The 22,372-nt window shown below is 39.4% G+C and carries 25 protein-coding genes; 19 read left to right on the top strand and 6 right to left on the bottom strand.

Annotated elements, in window-relative coordinates; translation table 11 throughout:
* The coding region (locus tag AC1DCY_RS19460) for an IS3 family transposase (RefSeq protein WP_477349455.1) at window positions 1-103 on the top strand (103 nt) is incomplete at its 5' end.
* 72 nt (window positions 104-175) lie between these two features.
* Here AC1DCY_RS19460 and AC1DCY_RS19455 read toward each other — a convergent pair.
* Both AC1DCY_RS19455 and brnQ read right to left on the bottom strand, forming a co-directional pair.
* On the bottom strand, window positions 176-1,555 hold the full coding sequence (locus tag AC1DCY_RS19455) for a S41 family peptidase (RefSeq protein ID WP_477352841.1): 1,380 nt from the start codon (window positions 1,553-1,555) through the stop codon (window positions 176-178).
* 207 nt (window positions 1,556-1,762) lie between these two features.
* Complete coding sequence (gene brnQ, locus AC1DCY_RS19450; RefSeq protein ID WP_477352840.1) at window positions 1,763-3,082, bottom strand: branched-chain amino acid transport system II carrier protein; 1,320 nt, start codon at window positions 3,080-3,082, stop codon at window positions 1,763-1,765.
* A 248-nt stretch (window positions 3,083-3,330) separates the two neighbouring features.
* Between brnQ and AC1DCY_RS19445 the strand changes: the two genes are divergently transcribed.
* From AC1DCY_RS19445 to AC1DCY_RS19435, 3 genes are all read left to right on the top strand, one after another.
* The gene (locus AC1DCY_RS19445) at window positions 3,331-4,251 is read left to right on the top strand and encodes a C40 family peptidase (RefSeq protein ID WP_477352838.1); all 921 of its coding nucleotides are present in this window, start codon (window positions 3,331-3,333) and stop codon (window positions 4,249-4,251) included.
* A 681-nt stretch (window positions 4,252-4,932) separates the two neighbouring features.
* Window positions 4,933-5,151: a hypothetical protein gene (locus tag AC1DCY_RS19440; protein ID WP_477352837.1), complete on the top strand. Its 219-nt coding sequence runs from the start codon at window positions 4,933-4,935 to the stop codon at window positions 5,149-5,151.
* Window positions 5,152-5,223: 72 nt separating this feature from the next.
* Window positions 5,224-5,883 (top strand): hypothetical protein, encoded by a 660-nt coding sequence (locus AC1DCY_RS19435; RefSeq protein WP_477352835.1) that lies wholly within the window; start codon window positions 5,224-5,226, stop codon window positions 5,881-5,883.
* 107 nt (window positions 5,884-5,990) lie between these two features.
* Here AC1DCY_RS19435 and AC1DCY_RS19430 read toward each other — a convergent pair whose 3' ends face one another.
* Window positions 5,991-6,890 carry an accessory Sec system S-layer assembly protein gene (locus tag AC1DCY_RS19430; RefSeq protein ID WP_477352834.1) on the bottom strand — a complete coding sequence of 300 codons (900 nt, stop codon included), beginning with the start codon at window positions 6,888-6,890 and terminating at the stop codon, window positions 5,991-5,993.
* Window positions 6,890-9,253 (bottom strand): accessory Sec system translocase SecA2, encoded by a 2,364-nt coding sequence (gene secA2 / locus AC1DCY_RS19425; protein ID WP_477352833.1) that lies wholly within the window; start codon window positions 9,251-9,253, stop codon window positions 6,890-6,892. Before secA2 ends, AC1DCY_RS19430 begins: the two co-directional genes overlap by 1 nt.
* A 225-nt stretch (window positions 9,254-9,478) precedes the next feature.
* On the opposite strand from secA2, the gene AC1DCY_RS19420 reads away from it, so the two are divergent.
* The 6 genes from AC1DCY_RS19420 (at window position 9,479) to AC1DCY_RS19395 (ending at window position 12,340) form a co-directional block, all read left to right on the top strand.
* On the top strand, window positions 9,479-10,543 hold the full coding sequence (locus tag AC1DCY_RS19420; protein WP_477352831.1) for a glycosyltransferase family 4 protein: 1,065 nt from the start codon (window positions 9,479-9,481) through the stop codon (window positions 10,541-10,543).
* A 97-nt stretch (window positions 10,544-10,640) separates the two neighbouring features.
* Window positions 10,641-10,778 (top strand): hypothetical protein, encoded by a 138-nt coding sequence (locus tag AC1DCY_RS19415; RefSeq protein WP_477352829.1) that lies wholly within the window; start codon window positions 10,641-10,643, stop codon window positions 10,776-10,778.
* The gene (locus AC1DCY_RS19410; RefSeq protein ID WP_477352828.1) at window positions 10,775-11,026 is read left to right on the top strand and encodes a hypothetical protein; all 252 of its coding nucleotides are present in this window, start codon (window positions 10,775-10,777) and stop codon (window positions 11,024-11,026) included. Before AC1DCY_RS19415 ends, AC1DCY_RS19410 begins: the two co-directional genes overlap by 4 nt.
* The gene (locus tag AC1DCY_RS19405) at window positions 11,023-11,235 is read left to right on the top strand and encodes a hypothetical protein (protein WP_477352826.1); all 213 of its coding nucleotides are present in this window, start codon (window positions 11,023-11,025) and stop codon (window positions 11,233-11,235) included. Before AC1DCY_RS19410 ends, AC1DCY_RS19405 begins: the two co-directional genes overlap by 4 nt.
* 264 nt (window positions 11,236-11,499) lie before the next feature.
* Window positions 11,500-11,838 (top strand): hypothetical protein, encoded by a 339-nt coding sequence (locus AC1DCY_RS19400; RefSeq protein WP_477352825.1) that lies wholly within the window; start codon window positions 11,500-11,502, stop codon window positions 11,836-11,838.
* 1 nt (window position 11,839) lies between these two features.
* Window positions 11,840-12,340 carry a hypothetical protein gene (locus AC1DCY_RS19395; RefSeq protein WP_477352823.1) on the top strand — a complete coding sequence of 167 codons (501 nt, stop codon included), beginning with the start codon at window positions 11,840-11,842 and terminating at the stop codon, window positions 12,338-12,340.
* An 80-nt stretch (window positions 12,341-12,420) separates the two neighbouring features.
* Here the strand turns inward: AC1DCY_RS19395 and AC1DCY_RS19390 are convergent, their stop codons facing one another.
* Together AC1DCY_RS19390 and AC1DCY_RS19385 are read right to left on the bottom strand one after the other, a co-directional pair.
* Window positions 12,421-13,464 carry an LCP family protein gene (locus AC1DCY_RS19390; protein WP_477352822.1) on the bottom strand — a complete coding sequence of 348 codons (1,044 nt, stop codon included), beginning with the start codon at window positions 13,462-13,464 and terminating at the stop codon, window positions 12,421-12,423.
* Between the two features lie 142 nt (window positions 13,465-13,606).
* Window positions 13,607-14,242, bottom strand: coding sequence for a YigZ family protein (locus tag AC1DCY_RS19385; RefSeq protein ID WP_477352821.1), 636 nt, complete (start codon window positions 14,240-14,242; stop codon window positions 13,607-13,609).
* A 156-nt stretch (window positions 14,243-14,398) separates the two neighbouring features.
* Here AC1DCY_RS19385 and AC1DCY_RS19380 point away from each other — a divergent pair, with 156 nt between their 5' ends.
* From AC1DCY_RS19380 to AC1DCY_RS19340, 9 genes are all read left to right on the top strand, one after another.
* Entirely contained in the window at window positions 14,399-15,547 is a 1,149-nt protein-coding gene (locus AC1DCY_RS19380; protein WP_477352819.1) for a sensor histidine kinase, read from the top strand.
* Between the two features lie 40 nt (window positions 15,548-15,587).
* Window positions 15,588-16,262: a response regulator transcription factor gene (locus AC1DCY_RS19375; RefSeq protein WP_477352817.1), complete on the top strand. Its 675-nt coding sequence runs from the start codon at window positions 15,588-15,590 to the stop codon at window positions 16,260-16,262.
* 272 nt (window positions 16,263-16,534) lie between these two features.
* Window positions 16,535-17,080, top strand: coding sequence for a nuclear transport factor 2 family protein (locus tag AC1DCY_RS19370; RefSeq protein ID WP_477352815.1), 546 nt, complete (start codon window positions 16,535-16,537; stop codon window positions 17,078-17,080).
* 449 nt (window positions 17,081-17,529) lie between these two features.
* On the top strand, window positions 17,530-18,372 hold the full coding sequence (locus tag AC1DCY_RS19365; protein ID WP_477352813.1) for a DegV family protein: 843 nt from the start codon (window positions 17,530-17,532) through the stop codon (window positions 18,370-18,372).
* 130 nt (window positions 18,373-18,502) lie between these two features.
* Window positions 18,503-19,870 carry an ATP-dependent helicase ComFA gene (locus tag AC1DCY_RS19360; protein WP_477352811.1) on the top strand — a complete coding sequence of 456 codons (1,368 nt, stop codon included), beginning with the start codon at window positions 18,503-18,505 and terminating at the stop codon, window positions 19,868-19,870.
* Window positions 19,867-20,457 carry a ComF family protein gene (locus AC1DCY_RS19355; protein WP_477352810.1) on the top strand — a complete coding sequence of 197 codons (591 nt, stop codon included), beginning with the start codon at window positions 19,867-19,869 and terminating at the stop codon, window positions 20,455-20,457. The genes AC1DCY_RS19360 and AC1DCY_RS19355 overlap by 4 nt, the downstream gene beginning before the upstream one ends.
* A 195-nt stretch (window positions 20,458-20,652) precedes the next feature.
* A complete protein-coding gene (locus AC1DCY_RS19350) occupies window positions 20,653-21,066 on the top strand; it encodes a TIGR03826 family flagellar region protein (RefSeq protein WP_337991578.1) in 414 nt (137 codons plus the stop codon).
* A 495-nt stretch (window positions 21,067-21,561) separates the two neighbouring features.
* Window positions 21,562-21,822: a flagellar biosynthesis anti-sigma factor FlgM gene (gene flgM, locus AC1DCY_RS19345; protein ID WP_477352808.1), complete on the top strand. Its 261-nt coding sequence runs from the start codon at window positions 21,562-21,564 to the stop codon at window positions 21,820-21,822.
* Window positions 21,823-21,849: 27 nt separating this feature from the next.
* Window positions 21,850-22,350, top strand: coding sequence for a flagellar protein FlgN (locus tag AC1DCY_RS19340; RefSeq protein WP_477352806.1), 501 nt, complete (start codon window positions 21,850-21,852; stop codon window positions 22,348-22,350).
* Window positions 22,351-22,372: the final 22 nt, after the last annotated feature.

Below are 22,372 nucleotides of genomic sequence, written 5' to 3'. Positions count from 1 at the left end.
ACAACAAGCGATTGAGGATTATATCCAGTTTTACAATAACGATAGATACCAAGAACGATTAAACGGCTTAAGCCCATTAGAATACAGGGCTAAAGCCGCTTAAAAGCTTTTTATTATTTCCACTGTCTACTTGACAGGGAGCAGTTCAGGCTACTTAAATGGTGAGAGGGGTTTTTTATTTTTTCGTTGTTATGCGGAGATAAAAACCTTGCTGCACTTTGTTAGCGTTTTGTGCCTTTGAATGGGCAAGGAGCATATATTCTCGGCCTGGAGTTAAAGGTTTTGATGGAGTTATAGTTAATGAACGACCATCTACGTTAGCTGTAATAGGCACTTCATTACCACCTAAAGCAATTAGCTGAATCTTATCCTCAGACATTTGTGAAGAAAGTGTAGAAGGGACTTTCACAGTTAATTTTTTAGTATCCGAAACATTTTTTAAACTTGCAAGCTCTTTATAATTTGTATATTGTGCTTTAATTGCATCATAATGTGCCTGGAAAATAGGAGCAGTTTTTGTTTGAATGTTCGGTTTTACCCCAACATCATTAATTGTTTTCCCTAATGGACCTGTAAAATTACCGATTGTAAGCTTTAAATAGCTACCATCCTGCAGTTCAAAAAAGCCCTGCATACAGCCTTTTCCATACGTAGTTTCTCCATATAAAATAGCAGATTGCTGATCTTGTAATGTTGCTGCTAACATTTCAGAGGCGCTAGCACTATAGCGGTTTACGAGAATACGTGTATCAGCTGGGAATTTTTCATTCTGATTGACTGCACGTACTTTATAAGAGGCATGTGCTTCTTCCAATAAAAAGGCGATTTTCGCTTTTGGGAAAAGCCCTGTAATCTCCTGAGCCGTTGTTACATAGCCTCCGCCATTGTTTTGTAAATCCAATATAAAAGAAGTTGCACCACGCTGTTTTAACTGAATTAGCGCATCCTTAACAAGCTTTGCACCGTCTTCTGAGAAGGATGACATAGCAATATATCCAACATTCCCAAATAGTAATCCAGATTCAACATTCGGTAATGTGAATTTTTTTCTTGTAATGGTTGAAGTAGAATTTGTACCATCTGCATGTCGCAGTGTCACTTCTATTTTAGTGTTTTCATCACCAACTAATAGGGATGAGGCTTCTTGAGTAGAGCTTCCTGCTAAGGATTGCCCGTTAATGGCAATAATAGTGTCTCCAGCAACTACACCAGCATCAAAGGCACCGCTATTCTCAAACACTTGTAAAATATGAATGCCATCTTCATGTTCTTCGATGATTACACCAATCCCAATTGTAGATAGTTCGATGCTATTGATAAATGCCTCAAATTCCGTTTTCGTAAAATATGTAGAATAAGGATCTAACATATCAATAATTTCAGGAATCGTTTTAGCTTTTTTCAAATCTCCATGGATGGTTCCAACATAATTTTCCTCAATAATTCCCTTGATTTCCTTTACAAGCTGTTGTTCATTGCTTGCAGCAGAAGCATTTGTAAATGGAAAGATGAAAAAGCTTAGAACGAATACGAAAGACAACAATACTTTTTTCATAGGACACCTCTTTTCAAATTATCTTTATTATACATGAATTTCCATATAACCGTGAATAGGAAAAGGAGGGAATTACCTGCAAAAAAAAGAATCTACTAGCCTTTTGCGAAAAAGAAAGTTTATGCAAGATTCATAGACAGTCGTTGTCTAAAAGAAACTTGAAGTTATTCGCAAAAAGCAAGTAGATTCTAGTTAGATGAAGAACTTTTATTTTTTTATTAGCTTATGAATGATCAAGCCGATAAGCGCACCGATTATTGCAGGTACAAGCCATGCCAGACTTTGCTCGTATAATGGTAAAGCTTTTAAAATGTTCACATATGGTGTAATTGTAATCTTCATTTCCTTTAAACCATCATTCAGACTAACGAAGAATGTAGGAATTAATGCTAAAATGTAAACAATTTTTCCACCTTTAAAGAAGTTATCGAAAAGCGACAGAACCATTAACACCATCGCTAACGGATAGATGATTAATAATACAGGTAGTGAGGCACTAATAATTGTTTCAAGACCAACGTTTGTTATAGCGGCACTGAAAATTGTGAAAATTACCAAAAATGTTTTATACGAAATTTTTGGAAATAGTTTATTGAAAAATTGAGCGTTAGCAGTTAGTAAACCTACAGCAGTAGATATACATGCTAGTAAAATTGTGGCAGATAATATTACACTTCCAAGTTTTCCGAAAAGAACTTCAGCGGACTTCGCAATAATAGTACCACCATTATCAAAAGTACCAATTGCATCAATACTAGTGTTACCAATTTGTCCAAGTGAGATATAGACAAATGATAAGCCAAGAGCGGCAACAATTCCTGCGAAAATTGTAGTTTTGACTTGCTTTTTAGTATCTGACATACCCATGTCGCGCAATGCTTGCAAAATAACGATCCCGAAAACGAGTGCACTTAGTACATCCATTGTTAAGTAGCCTTGAACAAAGCCCTCAGTCAACGGTGACTTAGTGTATTTTCCTATAGCTGCCCCCGGTTCACCCATTGGAGAAATAAAGCTTTTAATCGCTAGTAATAAAATAACGGCCAATAGAACAGGCGTTAAAATTTTCCCTACGCGATCGACAAGCTTAGAAGGGTTAATAGCTAAGAATAGTATAAAGGCAAAGAATATTACAGAAGTAATGAAAAGAGGTGCCCAATGATCTGCTGCTGCCTCTGGGAGAAATGGAGCGATCCCAATTTCATAAGATACAGAACCTGTACGCGGCACTGCAAAAAATGGTCCAATCGCTAAATATACGATGGATGTAAAAATAACACCAAAGGTAGGGCTGACACGATTAGCAAGTATTTGTAAATCGCCACCTGCTTTCGCAATAGCAACGATTGCTAATAACGGTAATCCAACACCTGTTATTAAGAAACCAATCATTGCTATCGTTATATGTTCACCAGCTTGTTGACCTAATAATGGGGGGAAGATAATATTTCCAGCACCTAAAAATAAGGCAAATAATAGTAAACCTACTGCCAAATTTTCTTTGATGAAAAGCAAAATGTTTTTCATAAAAATTAAAACTCCTTTAAGATTGAAAAGATAAAACTTTCTAAAAATTTTAAATACAGAAGTGATGTTATCATATGAATACTAATCTTGCAATTAATATTCTGTTACAATTTGTAAGAATCTGTCGGAATCAGTAAGTTTCATAAATTGTTTGAAAAATAGTCAGTTTTTCCGATATCTGATTTTTAAAATATCTAGTATGATAGACACACAAGGAAATATTTTAGCACGAACGGAGGCAAATTGGTATGAAAAAGACAAAAAAATTAAGAATCCTTGCTTTAAGCACTATAGCTACTTCTTTTTTAGCATTACAGACCGCAGAAGCAGCTACTTATACCGTACAAAAAGGAGATACTTTATCTAAAATCGCTACAAATCATAAAGTAACAGTACAAGACATAAAAACTTGGAACAATTTAATGAATGATATGATTTATGTCGCACAAAAGCTTGAAGTTTCAAAACAAGCTACTAATGAAACGGTAAAACCTTCAAATCCATCAACAACAAACCCATCAACAACAAAACCGACAACACCATCAAAACCGACAGCTGTTTCCCATACAGTAGTTAAAGGCGATTCATTATCCAAAATCGCTAACCAATATAACGTGACAATAAAGGAACTTAAAGACTGGAATGGTCTAACGGTAGACACTATCTACATTGGACAGGTATTAAAATTATCTTCAGTAGCTTCAGTACCCGAGGGTGAAACAGTACATAATAACGGAACTTCAGGTGCGGGAACATCATCAGGAACGTCTAAAGATCCCACAGCTAATGGACAAGCTGTTAATAAGAAAACAGTAGAAGTAGCTAATTCATTAGTAGGAACACCATATCTCTACGGCGGCAACACACCTGAAGGTCTAGATTGCAGTGGCCTTATTTACTATGCCTTTAATCAAGGTGGCTTAAAAATTGGAAGAGAAAGTAGCGAAGGATATTTTTACGGTAATACAACACAAGTAAAAAATCCGATTGAGGGAGATTTAGTGTTCTTCCAAAATACGTATAAAGATGGTATCTCTCATATGGGTATTTATATAGGTAACAATAAATTTATCCATGCAGGGGCAGACGGTGTTGAAATTTCGGACGTTACATACTCTTACTGGTCTACAAGATTAGTAGCGTATAAACGATTCGACGCTATCAAATAAAGTAAAAGCGATTTTTGCATATACATGCAGAAATCGCTTTTTTTATGGAGTTAGTTAGAATCGATGAAAGGAAGGTGATTTTACGGGAGGGAAGTGAATACTCTGCGTGAGGGGATCGAACGCGGGAGGGACGGAAATACTCGCGGAAGGGAAATGAATATCCCGCGATGGGCGGAAATACTCGCGGAATGGAAGTGAATACYCGCGGGAGGCAGAGATACCTGTGGAATGGAAGTGAATACCCGCGGGATGGACGGAAATACCGCGCAGTGGGCGGAAATACTCGCGGAAGGGGATCGAATACCCGCGGGAGGCAGAGAGAGACCCGCGGGAGGGAAGTGAATCCCGTGCGTGGGTCGGAAATACCCGCGGGAGGCAGAGATACCTGTGGAATGGAAGTGAATACYCGCGRAAGGGACGTAAATACTCGCGGAAKRGAAGTGAATACCGCGCGATGGACGGAAATACTCGCGGAATGGAAGAGAATACTCGCGAAAGGGACGTAAATACTCGCGGAAGAGAAGAGAATACTCGCGAAAGGGACGTAAATACTCGCGGAATGGAAGTGAATACCGCGCGATGGACGAAAATACTCGCGGAATGGAAGTGAATACCGCGCGATGGACGGAAATACTCGCGGAAKRGAAGTGAATACCCGCGGGAGGGAAGTGAATCCCGTGCGTGGGTCGGAAATACCCGCGGAAGAGAAGTGAATACTGCGCGATGGACGTAAATACTCGCGAAAGAGAAGTGAATACCGCGCGATGGRCGGAAATACTCGCGGAAGAGAAGAGAATACTCGCGAAAGGGACRGAAATACTCGCGGAAGAGAAGAGAATACTCGCGAAAGGCAGAGGAATACTCGCGGATGAGAAGAGAATACTCGCGAAAGGGACGTAAATACTCGCGGAAGGGAAGTGAATACCGCGGGATGGGCGGAAATACTCGCGGAAGGGAAGTGAATACTGCGCGATGGACGTAAATACTCGCGGAAGGGAAGTGAATACCCGCGGAAGAGAAGAGAATACTCGCGAAAGGGACGAAAATACTCGCGAAAGGGACGTAAATACTCGCGGAAGAGAAGAGAATACTCGCGAAAGGGACGTAAATACTCGCGGAATAGAAGTGAATACCGCGCGATGGACGGAAATACTCGCGGAAGAGAAGAGAATACCTCGCGATGGGCGGAAATACTCGCGGAAGAGAAGAGAATACTCGCGAAAGGGACGAAAATACTCGCGGAAGAGAAGAGAATACTGCGCGATGGACGTAAATACTCGCGAAAGAGAAGTGAATACCGCGCGATGGGCGGAAATACTCGCGGAAGAGAAGAGAATACTCGCGAAAGGGACAGAAATACTCGCGAAAGGCAGAGGAATACTCGCGAAAGGCAGAGGAATACTCGCGGAAGAGAAGAGAATACTCGCGAAAGGGACAGAAATACTCGGGGAAGAGAAGAGAATACTGCGCGATGGACGTAAATACTCGGGGAAGAGAAGAGAATACTCGCGGAAGGGACGAAAATACCCCCGAAAGGGAAATGAATACCCGCGCAAGGCAATGAAAAAAATCCCTTCTTTCTATGAAAAAAGAAGGGATTTTGATATTTTATTCCGCATTAACGGGCAGTAATTTATCTGTACCGAAAGCGAAGCGTCAGGTACAAGGCTCTCCTTCAAATGCAGGAGAATAACTGCCCGTAAATGCCCGATTGGGGAAGTACTGATTAAAGTTTCACTTTATTGTGTTACGCGTGCTGTCCAACGAGAAAGATCGGCATCTTTTGCGTCAACAAGCTCTGCAGGGAAGACAAATGTCCAAGGCTTCGTTGAGTTCGGTTGTACAGTTAATACTGGATCCATTGTAAATGAACCAGTAGCAATTTGTTTACCTGTTGCATCTATAATTTCTAGTGGTAATTGTTCTAGATTAATAGCTTTATTGTGTCCATTACGGATAAAAATCGATACATTTAGGTTGCCGTTATCAGCCAGCTTTGCTTGTAAGCCAGTGAAGTTTACTTCAGTTTCACCTAACTTTGGTAAAGTATCGACGATTTTAGCTAGCTCTTCTTTTTGAGCTGCCGGTAATTGTTTTTCCCATGATGGATCTAGTTCTAATTGATGACCACGAAGGGAAACAAGATTGAAGGCAATTTTCCAACCATCTTCAGGAACTTCATCTACTTTAATTGTAGATTTTTCAAATTCGAACACCCATGGGCGAGCGCTTTCTGCTGGAATTGTGCCAAGTGCTTTAAAATCGAATTTTTTAGATGCTATAAGCTCGTCATCTTTATCCATGATAAATAGCTCAATTTCTCCTAGCTCGATTGCTTGTGCTAAGGATGAGCGGAAAAATGCACGAACAAGCCATTTACCAGAGCGTTGGTTTTCTTCAATACTAATAGAAGAAAGAGATAATTGATTTGGTTTCAATGGTTCTAGCTCATTTGCAAGGAAGTTAAAAATGTATTTTTGCTCCTGTGGTACATCCCAATCTGGATGGAATGAAAGCTTTGTCTCAACATCGCGGTTATCGCCAGAATTAGTTGAAGCGTTTCCTAGTAAGTCTTTTGAGTCAATTGTGTTTTCTTGAACGATTTTGTCCGATTTTTTAAAGAATGAAAATAAGCCCATTATTGTACCTCCTGTTGTGCCTCAATTTGTTTCATGAAGCCAGTAATCTCTATTATAATAGAACGACGTAATTCTTGGAAATTCTTACCGAATAACTCAAGTCCTTCACGTTGGTAAATTCGCATTGGATCTTCTTGCTGATAATGACGTAAACCAATACCTTCTTTTAAATGAGCCATTACCTCCAAGTGTTTCACCCAGCCACTATCTATGTAACTAAGCATTATTTGGGGAAGGACTGCTATTACTTGTTCATTTTCAGCGAATTGCTCTATACGATTGAGCAGTTCTTGTTCAGAAGGTTGAATGTCAGCTAAAATTTGTTTTACTTTGCCCGCTTCTCGGTCAATTGTGACAGGTGTATTGAAAAGTGAGTTAAGCGAGCTCTCCATTTGATCATAATTCCATTCAATGGAACTAATTTCTTCTGGTGCAGCGTCAAGAACAGCAAACTCAACCGTTTCACGAAGCATTTTTTTAAGCTCGCCCATTAAGTCTTCCCCAGCTAAGATTTTGTCACGTAGACCATAAATAACTGTACGTTGGTCGTTGATAACATCATCTAATTTTAGGTTGTATTCACGCATACCGTATTGGGAGCCCTCAACGATTCGTTGTGTACGGTTAATGAGTTCTTGAGCATCTTTATTTTGAATAATGCCCTGTTCGTTGACAACCATTTTTGCTGAGAATTTTTCAACTTCGTCTTTTGCATAACGACGGAACATATCATCTTCAATAGAGAGAATGAAGCGGCTTTCACCTACGTCGCCTTGACGACCTGAACGACCACGTAGTTGATTATCTACACGGCGGCTTTCATGCTTCTCGGTACCGATGACATATAGACCTCCAAGTGCATGAACTTCTTCGCCTAACACGATATCTGTACCACGACCAGCCATATTGGTAGCTACAGTAATACGACCTTTTTGACCTGCTTGAGAAATAAGCTCAACCTCTTGTTGCACTGTTTTTGCATTTAGTAATTGGAATTTTAAGCCTGCTTTTTTCAAGGAATCGGCAACAGTTTCAGATTGCAGTATTGACGTTGTCCCAATTAAGACGGGTTGTCCCTTTTCGTGACGACTTTTAGCTTCAGCTGCTACATACTTATATTTATCTTCTTGTTTGTTGAAAATAATATCAGGCTGATCGACACGTTGACGAGGACGGTTTGTTGGAATTTGAATAACTTCCATGCCGTACACTTCTCGAATTTCCTTTTCCTGTGTTTTCGCAGTACCCGTCATCCCAGAAAGCTTCGGATACATACGGAAATAGTTCTGAATTGTAATTTGTGCCTGTGCTTTATTTTCTTCAGTAATCGTTACATTTTCTTTTGCTTCAATCGCTTGATGTAAGCCATTAGATAGTGAACGACCTTCTAAAATACGACCTGTGAACATATCAACGAGCTCGATTTTGTCATCCTTTACGATGTAATCAACATCACGTTGAAACATGACATGTGCACGAACTGCTTGGATAACATAATGGAAAAGTGATTGGTGCTCTAAGTCATACAAATTATCTATATTGAATGCAGCCTCAACTTTTTCAATACCTTTATCTGTTAGGGAAGTAGCTTTCGTTTCATCATCAAAATCATAATCTTCATCTACTTTGAAGCGTTTTGCTAACATAGATGCGATGCGATGTAATTCATCGTTAGAAGGCATTTTACCAGCGATAATCAGTGGTGTTTTTGCCTCATCGATAAGTACACTATCTACTTCATCAATAATGGCGAAGTGATAAGGACGCTGTACTTTATCAGCTAAGCTATATGCCATATTATCACGCAAGTAATCGAAACCGAATTCAGTCCCTACACCATATGTAATATCTGCATTATAGGCTTCCTTTTTTTCGTCTGCCTCCATCATTGGTAAATTTAAACCAACTGTTAAGCCAAGGAAACGGTGAATCTGTCCAACGAGCTCAAAGTCACGTTTAGCTAGATAATCATTTACAGTAATAACATGAACACCTTTGCCTTCTAATGCACGTACATATGAGGGAAGGGAAGCAACAAGCGTTTTACCTTCACCTGTAGGCATTTCAGCGATATTGCCTTCAGTTAAAACAAGACCACCAATAAGCTGTACATCAAAATGACGCATTCCTAATACACGTTTTGAGGCTTCGCGTACAACAGCAAAAGCGTCTGGGATGATGGATGTAATAGGCTCACCTTGTTGTAAGCGATCTTTGAAAATAAAAGTCATTTCTCGTAATTCCGCATCTGACTTGTTGACATATTTTTCTTCGAGATTATTAATTTGTTCTACTATTTTATAGTAGTGTTTCAATTGACGAGCACTTGTTTGCTCTTTATTACTTTTGAAAATTGAGAACATGAAATATACGCTCCTTTAAAGTTGTCTAAATGCTAGACACTACATTATTCTATCAAATTTTACGAAAGGTGACTACATTTGACATGCAGCATTCTTCCAATCTGAAAAAAGAGGAATAATATTTGTGAAATGGTGGAAAATAAATAGAAAAAGTATATTTCGGCGCCTGTTCATGCTATAATCAATTTGGATTTAAATGTAGATTATTTTTTGAGGAGGAGAGACATGCTCTACGTGTCTATAATAGCAGCGTTTGTTGCTTCAATATTGTTAACTCCACTAGTTAAACGATTAGCGTTCAAAATAGGTGCTGTCGATGCACCGAACTATCGAAAAGTACATGCACGAATTATGCCAAGACTTGGAGGATTGGCGATATTCCTTTCATTTTTAATAGCTGTGGCTATATTCCAGCCAATTTTGATAATCAATGAAAATGGTAGTAATTTTTTACTTGCAATTATTATTGGTGCTTGCATTATCGTAGCAACAGGTGTCGTAGATGATATGCGTGAAATTTCCGCAAAGGCCAAATTAGTTGGCCAGCTTCTTGCGGCACTTATCGTTATTTTTGTAGGTGGTATTCAAATTGATATGATTACCTTACCATTTGTAGGTGAATTAAATTTTGGATTCCTAAGTATTCCTTTGACAATTCTTTGGATTGTTGGGATTACCAATGCCATTAATTTAATTGATGGCTTAGATGGACTCGCGGCAGGTGTTTCAACGATTGCCCTTATTACTTTAGCTGTCATGGCAATTATTATGGGCAATATGTTCGTTTTAGCAATCGCAGCCATCTTAGCAGCAGCAACATCTGGATTTTTATTTTACAATTTCCACCCAGCGAAAATCTTCATGGGTGATACAGGAGCATTATTCCTTGGCTTTATGATATCAGTGCTCGCATTGCTTGGATTTAAAAATATTACGTTTGTTGCATTAATTATCCCAGTTATTATACTAGGTGTACCAATTTCTGATACATTCTTTGCGATTGTACGTCGTGTACGTATGAAGAAAAAATGGTCCGATCCAGATAAATCACACTTACATCACCGTTTACTGGATATGGGCTTCACACATCGTCAAACGGTACTCATTATTTATGGGATTGCCATCATGTTTGGATTAGCAGCCATCATTTTCTCTATGGCAAAGGTATGGGGTGCGATTTTACTCGTTGCAGTTATTTTAACAGCCATTGAGATTTTTGTTGAAGTCATCGGACTCGCTGGTAAAAACTATAAGCCATTATTGAATTTTGTTCGGATATTCAGTAAATAATAAAGTTCAAAGCAATCACACATTTTTGTGTGATTGCTTTTTTTGTTGACACTTTTTAGAACGATTTTTGGGGAATACCTGCGGAAGGCGGAGATACTTGCGGAAGGGAAGCGAATACTCGCGGAAGGGAGAGGAATACTCGCGGAAGGGAGAGGAATACTCGCGGAAGGGAGAGGAATACTCGCGGAAGGGAAGCGAATACTCGCGGAAGGAAGAGAAATACTCGCGGGAGTGAAGCGAATACTCGCGGAAGATAAGCGAATACTCGCGAAAGGAAGAGGAATACTCGCGGAAGTGAAGCGAATACTCGCGGAAGGCAGAAGAATACTCGCGAAAGGAAAGCGAATACTCACGGAAGTGAAGCGAATACTCGCGGAAGGGAGAGGAATACCCGCGGAAGTGATGCGAATACTCACGGAAGGAAGAGATACTCGCGGAAGTGAAGCGAACACTCGCGAAAGGAAGAGATACTCGCGGAAGTGAAGCGAATACTCGCGGAAGGCAGAGGAATACTCGCGGAAGGCAGAGGAATACTCGCGGAAGGAAGAGGAATACTCGCGGAAGGGAGAGGAATACTCGCGGAAGGGAGAGAAATACTCGCGGAAGGAAGAGGAATACTCGCGGAAGTGAAGCGAATACTCGGGAAGGCAGAAGAATACTCGCGAAAGGAAAGCGAATACTCGCGGAAGTGAAGCGAATACTCGCGGAAGGTAGAAGAATACCCGCGAAAGGGAAGCGAATACTCGCGGAAGGCAGAAGAATACTCGCGGAAGGAAGAGGAATACTCGCGGAAAGGAAGCGAATACTCGCGAAAGGAAGAGGAATACTCGGGGAAGGTAGAGATACCCGCAAAAGGAAGCGATTACCCGCGGAAGTGAAGCGAATACTCGCGGAAGGCAGAAGAATACCCGCGGAAGTGATGCGAATACTCACGGAAGGAAGAAATACTCGCGGGAGTGAAGCGAATACTCGCGGAAGGAAAGCGAATACTCGCGAAAGGAAGAGGAATACTCGCGGAAGGAAAGCGAATACTCGCGGAAAGAAGAGAAATACTCGCGGAAGGAAAGCGAATACTCGCGGAAGGAAAGCGAATACTCGCGGAAGGCAGAGAAATACTCGCGAAAGGAAAGCGAATACTCGCGGAAAGGAAGCGAATACTCGCGGGAGGAAGAGGAATACTCGCGGAAGGAAAGCGAATACTCGCGGAAAGAAGAGAAATACTCGCGGAAGGAAAGCGAATACTCGCGGAAGGCAGAGAAATACTCGCGAAAGGAAAGCGAATACTCGCAAAATGAAGTGAAGGAATACCCGCGGAAGGAAAGCGAATACTCGCGAAAGGAAGAGAAATACTCGCGAAAGGGAAGCGAATACTCGCGGAAGGAAAGCGAATACTCGCGAAAGGAAGAGCAATACTCGCGGAAGGAAAGTGAATACTCGCGGAAGGAAAGTGAATACTCGCGGAAGGAAAGCGAATACTCGCGGAAGGAAAGCGAATACTCGCGGAAGGAAGAGGAATACTCGCGGAGAGGAAGAGGAATACTCGCGGAGAGGAAGCGAATACTCGCGGAAGGAAGCGAATACTCGCGGAAGGAAGAGAAATACTCGCGAAAGGCAAGCGAATACTCGCGGAAGGAAGAGGAATACTCGCGGAAGGAAAGCGAATACTCGCGGAAGGAAGAGGAATACTCGCGGAAGGAAGAGGAATACTCGCGGAAAGGAAGCGAATACTCGCGAGAGGAAGAGGAATACTCGCGAAAGGAAGAGGAATACCCGCGGAAGGAAAGCGAATACCCATGAAAGTAACTTTCAATATGATTCTATTAAAAAAGCCTTTCCACTAATTGAAAGTGGAAAGGCTATAAGAGTTATTGATCTAGTTAATTCACCGAAGATTCTTCACTTGAATCACTATCAGTATCTTTATTTGTGAGGCGTGATGAAGTTTCATCTAAGCCAAGGTGGTTTTTCAAAGTTTCTGATACTTCATTAACAGACTGTTGATTTAATTGGTAATAATATATACCAGTAGACATATCATCAGTGCCATCTAATGTTAATGTGTCAATGCGTGGTACACCATCTGATAAATAAGACAAGAAGGCTTTCATTTCAGTAAATGTCATATCAGTCTTCATGTTATCACCAAGTGCTTTAATTACGTCATCGTATTTTGTTATAGAACCAACAGAAGCAACTTTAGTAATAATAGCTGATAGAATTTCTTGTTGACGCTTACCACGTTCAATATCGCTATCTTGTTTACGTGTTCTTGCGAGTGCAAGTGCTTCACTACCGTTTAAATGCTGCATACCTGGCTTCAGGTTGATTGTAAACTTGTCGAATTCGTCTAACTCATGTAAAGCATAAGGTACTTCAGCTTCAATGCCGCCTAATGCATCGACTACGTCAATAAAAGCATTGAAGTTCATGCGTACATAATAGTCAATTGGAATATCTAATAAATTTTCAACTGTCTTGATTGTTGTCAGTGTACCGCCCATAGCATGTGCATGGGTAATTTTATCTCTATAGCCTACTTTAGGAATATAAACGTATGAATCACGAGGAATGCTTAGCATTTTAATTGTATGCGTTTTATTATTCAAAGTGGCTAAAACTAGTGCATCGGAACGCGAATGATCAGAACCTTGCCCACGATTATCACTATCGTCAACACCGACAAATAAGATAGATACATTATCATGTATCGGTTCTACTTTATTTTCGCGAAGTGCAGAAACGTCGCGGCCTTCTAATTTTTCATGTGCTGAGTCTGCGGCATGTTTCACTTGTTTAGTAAGATACACACCATAAGCAGTTACACAAATTGCTAAACTAGCAACGAGAAGTAAGGAAACTTTTATAATTAAGGAAGCTTTAGAAGACCTTTTTTTGTACTTTTTAGTAGCTTTATTTTTCATTTATATTCTCCTCTAAGTTATGGGGATTATAATTACGATTAAACTAAATTTTATTCAAATACAAGTAATAATATGCAGTTGATAAAAATAGATTAACGTTAAAATTATACTATGCATATTTTGTTTAGGCAATTAAAACTATTTATCTCACGGAAAATTCAATAAATTGGGCGTTCTCAAACGTAATATTGGCTTGTCCGTTTGTCATTTCTGTTACCCAGTTTCGGAACTGTTCTTCTTCCTCTTTTAACACGGATACAATTATTTCGACACCTTCTAAATAGCGAATTTCCTCTAAAGTATACGAGGAACCTCGAATTTCATTTTCTACTTTGCCAAGCCATGTGTAATCAACGGTTATTTTCATAAAATGATGTAGCTTGCGTTCGACGACCTGTGCAGCAAGTAAACCTTCTGTTGTCGCTTTTCCGTACGCGCGAATAAGACCGCCTCCGCCAAGCTTAATGCCACCAAAGTAGCGTGTGACGACAACGACCGTATCCTTTAACCCTTGTTTTTTTAGTACCTCTAACATAGGGACGCCAGCAGTGCCACTAGGTTCCCCATCATCATTGGCTTTTTGTATATGATCATGCTCGCCAATCATATAGGCTGAACAGTTGTGTGTTGCATTATGATGCATTTTTTTTATGCGGTCAATAAAAGAAATTGCATCCTCTTCCGTTTCTGCACGTTCTATATAAGTAAGGAAGCGAGATTTTGAAATAACAATTTCACTTTCTCCATATCCTTTTACAGTTAAATAGTTTTCTCTCATCCGTATCAATCTCCTTTAAAGTAGAGTTCTATTCTATAATTTTCATAAAGAAAAAGCATTAAATTTTAACATGAGAATGCTATAATAGGTGTAGACTATGTAATTGGTCTATTGAAATAGTAAGTAATCATAAGACATTAGACTGGGGAGTATACTATGTTTTCAAATGATACCTTCGATTTAAAGTCGCTTGATGACATATTTAATCGAATGTTAGAAACAATCATGAGCTCAAAAGATGATATCTTTATTATAAGCGAACAAAGCCGAAGAAGTTTCGAAGATATGAAAATAGAGCTAGAAATTGTTCGAAAACAAGTTTCAATTGTTATTGATGAAGGCGATGCTTTAGAAAAGAGTACACAGCTTGCTAAGCAAAGACTTGTGTTAGTGAGTAAAGCTTTCGATAATTATACCGAAGAACAAGTTAGAGAAGCATATGAAACTGCACATGATTTTCAAGTGAAGCTCTCCGTTATTAGGACACAAGAAAAGCAGCTACGTGATAAAAGAGATGATTTAGAGAGAAGATTAAGAGCGTTACTCGATACGATTGAACGTGCAGATCATATTGTCAATCAAGTAAATGTCATTTTGAATTACTTAACTTCAGATTTGAAAAATGTTGGTTTAGCACTTGAACAAGCAAAAATGAAACAAGATTTTGGTATACGTATTATTGCAGCACAAGAGGAGGAGCGCAAACGTCTATCTAGGGAAATTCATGATGGACCTGCTCAAATGCTAGCAAACGTACTAATGCGTACTGATTTAATAGACAGAACGTATCGTGAAAAGGGCATTGAATATGCTTTAGCTGAAATTGCTGATTTAAAGAAAACGGTGCGTAATGCATTATCAGAGGTGCGACGTATAATCTATGATTTAAGACCAATGGCACTAGATGATTTGGGAATTGTTCCGACATTAAAAAAATACTTATCGACAGTGACTGAATATAATCCTGGTGTTGAAGTTCATTTCCAATCGAGAAGCACAGAAAAGCGTATACCATCAAACTATGAAGTATCTATTTTCCGTTTAGTGCAAGAATGCGTAACAAATTCCATGAAACACGGGAAATGTAAGGATATTTGGGTAAAACTGGAGTGGATGAAAAATGCCGTAAATATCGTTGTAAAGGACGATGGCATAGGCTTCGATGTACAGGAAGTTAAAGACCATTCCTTTGGGATTTTAGGTATGAAAGAACGTATCGAAATTTTGGATGGGACAATCTCAATTACAAGTGAGATAAATCGAGGTACGACGGTTTTATTTAAAATTCCGTTAGAAGTGAAGTAGAGTAAAACGATTGTTGGAGAATTCTAGGGGGTAAAGACAAATGACGAAGATTATTATTGTAGACGATCACCAGCTATTCCGCGAAGGAGTAAAACGTATTTTAGACTTTGAAGATACGTTTGATGTAGTAGCAGAAGGTGACGATGGTACAGATGTGGTTTCTTTATATGCGGAAAATCAACCAGATGTTGTACTAATGGATATTAATATGCCGGGCAAAAATGGAGTAGAGGCAACGGCAGATTTAATTAATGAATTCCCAGATGCGAAGGTTATTATGTTATCCATTCATGATGATGAAACATACGTAACACACGCGCTAAAATCTGGATCACTTGGTTATATGTTAAAAGAGATGGATGCAGACGAAATTGTTGAAGCCATTAAAGTAGTTGCGAATGGTGGATCTTACCTACATCCAAAAGTAACTAAAAATTTAGTAGCGGAATTCMGTCGTCTTTCTGAGCATGAAAATAAAGGTAACTTCCATCAAACAGAAATTCGTCGCCCATTCCATTTACTAACAAAACGTGAATGTGAAGTATTACAACTATTAACAGATGGACAATCTAACCGTACAATTGGTGAGACACTGTTCATTTCTGAAAAAACAGTTAAAAACCACGTTTCAAGCATTTTACAAAAAATGAATGTAAACGACCGTACACAAGCTGTTGTGACAGCCATCAAAAATGGCTGGGTTGAAGTACGCTAATAGTATACATTGAAATTAAAGCTGTTTTTAAAGGCTACTATATTATTTAGTAGTTTTTAAAGCAGTTTTTTTTAGTGAAAGTATACCGCTGTCCACCGAAGACTCCTGTAATATTCACACCTATTAAAAATATACATAGTGATCACATAAATAGTGCAACATTTTAAAACCATGGGCGTCATAAGGAAGATGTAACACCTAAATGTTGAAAATGCACAACAAAATTCCTAGAACGGGATTTATATGCTACAATATGCGCGGGAGGTTTTTTGATGTTAAAAAAAAGTTTTCTAGCAGTTTTTACCTTATTAATGTTAACTGCCTGTGGTAATAAAAAAGATGAAATGAGTGCAGAAGAAAGACAAAAAATCATTGATGATGGAACCGTCGGGTTTGAAATGAATGGTGGAAAAATAACAAAGGCAGAAAATATCCCTGCTAAAGAAGAAAAAGCGATATTAGCAGCCTTTAATGAATATAATGCAGCTTTCAATTCAAAAGAAATTGATCGTTATATGCAAACACTCTCGAAGAATCCAAAAGGTTTCAATTATGAAGAAGAAAAAAAATACACGACAGAAGTCTTTAAACAGTCAGACGTTAAACGAGATGCTAAAGATACTACGATTATAAAATATAGCGAAAATGAAGCACAGGTCTATTCAAATATAACATTGCATTTAGTACAAACTACAACAAATGTGAAGCATGAAAGTGCAGGACAACAAGTTACAGTATTCGTCAAAGAAGATGGACACTGGAAGGTCACTAGCGTCTTCTATACCGGAGATGACACGAAATCAAGCACAGGCAAATAAAATGAGGATATCTTCATTCAGGCTCATCACTAAGAGTTGAGGTTGTGTGATTTTCTGAGATTAGCGTCAAGCGCAAGCTAGGAACGAAGGCAAAAAGCATAACGCCTAATGCCTAACGATTCATTGGACTTGCCTAGCTGGAACGGAAATCAACCCCAAGTTTTGGTGATGAGCTTTTATATACTTAAACGAAGGATTAATGGAATGAAGATAAAGCCTCCGGACGCTAATATGCTAAGGCATAATTGATTTTTGCTAAGAGCACTATACATAGAAAATGAATGTGAAATGGATGCTAAGTCTAACAATTTAGCAGATGTCTAGAATGATGAAAGAGTGAAGCATAATTACTTCTATTCGACATTCAGACAAGATTACGTAATGCCGTAATTCATTTCACATTCATTTCTTTTTATTGTAAACTATGTAGAATAGGAGAGTGGACATGGATGAGGACAGCAATCGTAACAGATAGTACTGCATATATTTCGGCTGAGGAACGAGGACGCTTAAACATTCATATGATTCCGTTAAGTGTAAATATCTCAGGGCAACTATTTGCAGAAGAAGTAGATATCACAGCATCTGAATTTTATGATAAAGTACGCGGTGCAAAAGAATTCCCAAAAACAACGCAGCCCCCAATTGGAGAATTTGCCTCTCTCTTTGAAGAGCTGGCAAAAGAGTATGATGAAGTAATATCTATTCATTTATCAAGTGGAATCAGTGGAACATATCAAGGTGCAATTCAAGCAGGCGAGATGGTAGAAGACATTGATGTGTACACTTTTGATAGTGAAATATCCTGTGCGGTACAGGGTTTTTATGCTTTACGAGCAGCTGAAATGGCGGCTCAGGGCTTTTCTGCAAAAGAAATTCTCGCTACATTGGCGGACATGAAGCAATCAATTCGTGCTTACTTCATTGTAGATGACTTAGCGCATTTACAACGTGGGGGACGTTTGTCTTCAGCAGCGGCATTAATTGGCGGCTTATTACAAGTAAAGCCAGTACTTCATTTTGTGGACAAGGTTATTGTACCTTTTGAAAAAATTCGTACGCGTAAAAAAGCATTAAAGCGTGCGGAGGAGCTACTAGCTGAGGATGTTCAAAAGTATGAAGCACTTGAAGCTGTCGTGATTCACGCCAATTGCAAGGCTGAAGCGGAAGAATGGCTAGCACAACTAGCAGCAACTTACCCGAACGTTAACTTTAAATTAAGCTATTTCGGTCCCGTCATTGGCACACACTTAGGTGAAGGTGCAATGGGTCTAGGCTGGACAAAAAAATAATATGAAGTGAGACAGTCTCTACAGCAAATTTGTAGAGGCTATTTTTTTATTTTGGGGACATAACCGGGAGAATCACCGGTAAATCTTGAACATCGCTGATAAAAACCACCTAAATGAAAGGAGCAATGCAATGAAATATAAAGGTTGGTTGTTGCCACCTGCATTACGAGATTTCCATGAAGGACGTATTTGGTTAAAGGAGCACGCCCCATTTTCAAAGGAAGATGTCGAGAAATCAATTAATCTCAAATACCTCCATATGATAGAAGGAATTCAAAAAGAACCACATCTAAAATGCAATCGTTGTCAAAATGATAATCCGCAGCAATTTACAATGTTTGATTGTTCAAAGTGCCTGCAGCGATGTGTATATTGTAGACATTGTCTGAATATGGGCAGGGTGAGTAGCTGTACGCAACTGATGATTTGGACAGGCCCTCGCGCAATTAGAACAAGCAAGCATTCACTCAAATGGGCAGGGCAATTTACAGTGCTTCAACAGCAGGCGGCAAATGAAATGCTAGAAAGTATTAAAGCAAAACGTTCCCATCTCTTGCATGCAGTATGTGGGGCAGGAAAAACAGAGCTACTTTTTCCGACTGTACATTATGCGTTAGAGCAGGGCTTACGGGTATGTATCGCTACGCCGCGTACAGATGTAGTGCTAGAGTTATATCCACGCTTTCAAACAGTTTTCCCGCAAACGATCATACATGCACTATATGGTGGATCACCAAAGCAGGAGGATTATGCACAGCTTGTGTTGGCTACAACTCATCAGCTTTATCGTTTTGAACGAGCGTTTGACGTCATGATTGTTGATGAAGCTGATGCATTTCCCTATACATTTGACGAAACCTTACAAAGCGCTGTGCAAAAAGCAAAAACGGCAAACGCACCAATATTGTTGGTCACAGCAACACCTTCGCAAAAATTACTGTCTCAATATCAAAATGAACGCTATTCATTTATCCCGAAGCGCTATCATAATCGTCCATTACCAGTCCCTCGATTTAATTCCCTATGGAGCTATGAAAAAAGCTTAAAGCGAGGAAAAATTCCACGCAAGCTTAAACAATGGACAGAGGAGCGCCTTGTACGCAAAGAGCCTTTTCTATTATTTTTCCCGAAAGTAGAATTAATGAAAATAGCGACGCCTCTTTTTCAGTTATTAGATGGAAGCATCATGGCGGTGCATGCGGAAGACCCTGAGCGTAAAGAAAAAGTGCTTAAACTACGCCATGAAGAAGTTCCAGGTTTACTGACAACGACCATTTTAGAAAGAGGAATTACGATAAAAAATGTACAGGTCGCAGTGATTGGGGCAGAATCAACAATTTTCACTTCAAGTGCACTCATACAAATCGCTGGGCGAGTTGGACGAAATGCTGATTTTGCAGATGGAGACGTCGTATTTTTTCATCATGGTATTACGATTGAAATGGATGATGCACGTACCAAAATTCTTTATTATAATAAGAAAGGATTTTCACAATGAATAAAAAAGAAACACTTTGCTTATTATGCTCACAGCCTTTGCAATCAGCAACTTCATGGAAAATACTTTTAACCAAACAATTTCAACCAACCATTTGTGATAGATGCTCAGCTCGATTTGAATATTCTTCAACTGCGACGGCACTTTACCAATATAACGATGCGATGAAAGATTATTTGCATCAATATAAATTTCTTCAGGATGTCGCACTCGCTAAAGTATTTCGGCAGGAGCTACATGCACGATTGAAACATGAAAAAGCAACCATTATACCGATTCCAATGCATCCCCTTAAACAAAGGGAACGTACTTTTTCGCATATGGAGGAACTATTAAAGGCTGCTACTATTCCTTTTATACAACTTTTAGAAAAGACAACGGCAGAAACACAAAGCTCCAAAAATAGAGAGCAACGAGTCCAAGCAGCTCCCCTTTTCCGACTAATGACTGGAGCACATGTAGAGCATAAAGAATATCTTCTTTTTGACGATATAAAAACGACAGGAACTACTTTGCAGCATGCGACCGAGATTTTAATGAATGCTGGTGCTAGAAATGTCAAAAGCTTCACGCTAATTAATGGATGAAAATGCTAATGCGTTGTGTATAATAGATTACGAATATATAAGATTCGTATCTAGCGGTTATTATCTTCATTCAGTCACCATCTGAACGAAGATAATGCCTCCGGCGGATGTCACGGATTCGAATTGTGCCCACACAATTCAAAATCCGGACGCAATTACGCCAAGGTGAAATTGATTTAAGAGGAGGAATAGTAGATGGCAGAGGTTCGTAATTGTCCGAAATGTAATGAGTTTTTTAATTATATAGGGGTCAGAGAAGTATGTCATAAATGTGCTCAATCTGAAGAGGACCTATATCAAATCGTTTATCGTTTTTTACGTAAACGTGAAAACCGTGCTGCGACAGTAGAACGTATTGTTGAAGCAACTGGAGCTGAAGAGGAGTTATTGTATAAATGGGTACGCAAGGGGCGCTTACAGACTGCGATGTTCCCTAATCTTGGCTATCCATGTGATAACTGTGGTCATCTAACGACAAAAGGTAAGCTATGTACAAAATGTCAGGATGAATTAAAGTCGGAGCTACGTACATTTGAAGCGGCGAAGGAGTTCCGAGACAGTGTGGCAGAACGTGATCGTGTAACATATCACGCAGAACGAAAACGTTAACTTCTTTCAGCGAGTGACCAAACCCGCTGAAATTGAGGAACTCAGTCTATGAACGCCACGTCCTGTGGCTACGACTGAGTGACCAACATCACGTTGGCCCAAGACCTCCGGCGGATGTCACTGAATCGGAAAGGAGTTAATAAAGGATGTTAGCCTAAAATCATCGCATCCATGCGATAACTGCTAACTGACCTGCATCGTGTTGCTGCCGCTACGTTAGCACTGCGCTTTCGCACAAAAAACATCTGCAGGCCTAAGCACAAAGCCGATTCCGGACGCATTGTTTATCTGCGCGAAAGCTAAGCGACAGCAGCAAATGTTTTATGTAGCGAAAGCAAAGCGTCAGCTACAATTATGCCAAGGCATAATTGATAAGTTCAAAGTGTGTTAATTTTAAACAAAATTAGCACACTTTTTTATATTTGAAAACTTAACATTATGTGAGACAATCCGAAATAATAGAAAGATAAAGCTTTTCAGATAGGGGGGTATTAAATGAAAATTACATCTTATGGGATTAATGCAGTGAACGCCTATAAAAATCAGGTGCGCAATGTAAAATCAGATACTAACAAAGCATCCTTCGTAGATAAAATAGAAATTTCAAAGACTGCACAGGAGATGCAAGGAGTTTCAACATACGGCACAGAGCGTGCAGAACGAGTAAAACAACTAAAAAAAGATATTGATTCTGGTGAATACAAAGTGGACGCTCGCAAAGTGGCAGAAGATATGCTGAAATATTATCGTTTCTAAGGAATATCAGAAAGGGTGCTTCGCAATATGTCTGTAGAAACGATTTGTTCTACACTAACAAAACTAGAAAGAATGCATAAAAGCTTACTTGAACTAGCCATTAAAAAAACTGAAATTATTACAGCTGGTGATATCGAAGCACTGGACCAAATGCTCAAGGATGAGCAGGCGCATGTAGCGGCCATCGATAAGCTCGAGCAACAGCGTCAGAAACAGGTAACGGACTACCTTGAAGCAAAAGGACTTGCTTCAACTGACAAAACAACTGTCGCGGATGTCATCGAGGCTGCTGAACAACAGACTGAAAAAGACACTCTCTCAGCAGTTCGTAATCGATTATTACAAATCATCAACGACTTAAAAAAACAAAACGATTTAAATCAAAAACTAGTGTTTCAATCACTACAATTTGTCAATCTCACAATGGATACTGTGCGACCTCGGACCGAGCAAATGAACTACTCTGGCAGTGAGATACGCGGAACAAATAAGGTTGCCAAAAAATCATTTTTCGATTCTCAAGCATAGTTTCTTGCGCCCATGCAAGAAA

Source organism: Lysinibacillus sp. 10T31, from assembly GCF_056394365.1.
Note: the sequence above shows the minus strand (reverse complement) of the source record. Positions and strands in the feature narration are given on the sequence as shown.

What these genes read in the sequence shown, in the direction of transcription:
- AC1DCY_RS19455 (WP_477352841.1), bottom strand. Translation starts at nt 1,555, where the DNA reads ATGAAAAAAGTATTGTTGTCTTTCGTATTCGTTCTAAGCTTTTTCATC.
- brnQ (WP_477352840.1), bottom strand. Translation starts at nt 3,082, where the DNA reads ATGAAAAACATTTTGCTTTTCATCAAAGAAAATTTGGCAGTAGGTTTA.
- AC1DCY_RS19445 (WP_477352838.1), top strand. Translation starts at nt 3,331, where the DNA reads ATGAAAAAGACAAAAAAATTAAGAATCCTTGCTTTAAGCACTATAGCT.
- AC1DCY_RS19435 (WP_477352835.1), top strand. Translation starts at nt 5,224, where the DNA reads ATGGACGTAAATACTCGCGGAAGGGAAGTGAATACCCGCGGAAGAGAA.
- AC1DCY_RS19430 (WP_477352834.1), bottom strand. Translation starts at nt 6,890, where the DNA reads ATGGGCTTATTTTCATTCTTTAAAAAATCGGACAAAATCGTTCAAGAA.
- secA2 (WP_477352833.1), bottom strand. Translation starts at nt 9,253, where the DNA reads ATGTTCTCAATTTTCAAAAGTAATAAAGAGCAAACAAGTGCTCGTCAA.
- AC1DCY_RS19420 (WP_477352831.1), top strand. Translation starts at nt 9,479, where the DNA reads ATGCTCTACGTGTCTATAATAGCAGCGTTTGTTGCTTCAATATTGTTA.
- AC1DCY_RS19390 (WP_477352822.1), bottom strand. Translation starts at nt 13,464, where the DNA reads ATGAAAAATAAAGCTACTAAAAAGTACAAAAAAAGGTCTTCTAAAGCT.
- AC1DCY_RS19385 (WP_477352821.1), bottom strand. Translation starts at nt 14,242, where the DNA reads ATGAGAGAAAACTATTTAACTGTAAAAGGATATGGAGAAAGTGAAATT.
- AC1DCY_RS19380 (WP_477352819.1), top strand. Translation starts at nt 14,399, where the DNA reads ATGTTTTCAAATGATACCTTCGATTTAAAGTCGCTTGATGACATATTT.
- AC1DCY_RS19370 (WP_477352815.1), top strand. Translation starts at nt 16,535, where the DNA reads ATGTTAAAAAAAAGTTTTCTAGCAGTTTTTACCTTATTAATGTTAACT.
- AC1DCY_RS19365 (WP_477352813.1), top strand. Translation starts at nt 17,530, where the DNA reads ATGAGGACAGCAATCGTAACAGATAGTACTGCATATATTTCGGCTGAG.
- AC1DCY_RS19360 (WP_477352811.1), top strand. Translation starts at nt 18,503, where the DNA reads ATGAAATATAAAGGTTGGTTGTTGCCACCTGCATTACGAGATTTCCAT.
- AC1DCY_RS19355 (WP_477352810.1), top strand. Translation starts at nt 19,867, where the DNA reads ATGAATAAAAAAGAAACACTTTGCTTATTATGCTCACAGCCTTTGCAA.
- AC1DCY_RS19350 (WP_337991578.1), top strand. Translation starts at nt 20,653, where the DNA reads ATGGCAGAGGTTCGTAATTGTCCGAAATGTAATGAGTTTTTTAATTAT.
- flgM (WP_477352808.1), top strand. Translation starts at nt 21,562, where the DNA reads ATGAAAATTACATCTTATGGGATTAATGCAGTGAACGCCTATAAAAAT.
- AC1DCY_RS19340 (WP_477352806.1), top strand. Translation starts at nt 21,850, where the DNA reads ATGTCTGTAGAAACGATTTGTTCTACACTAACAAAACTAGAAAGAATG.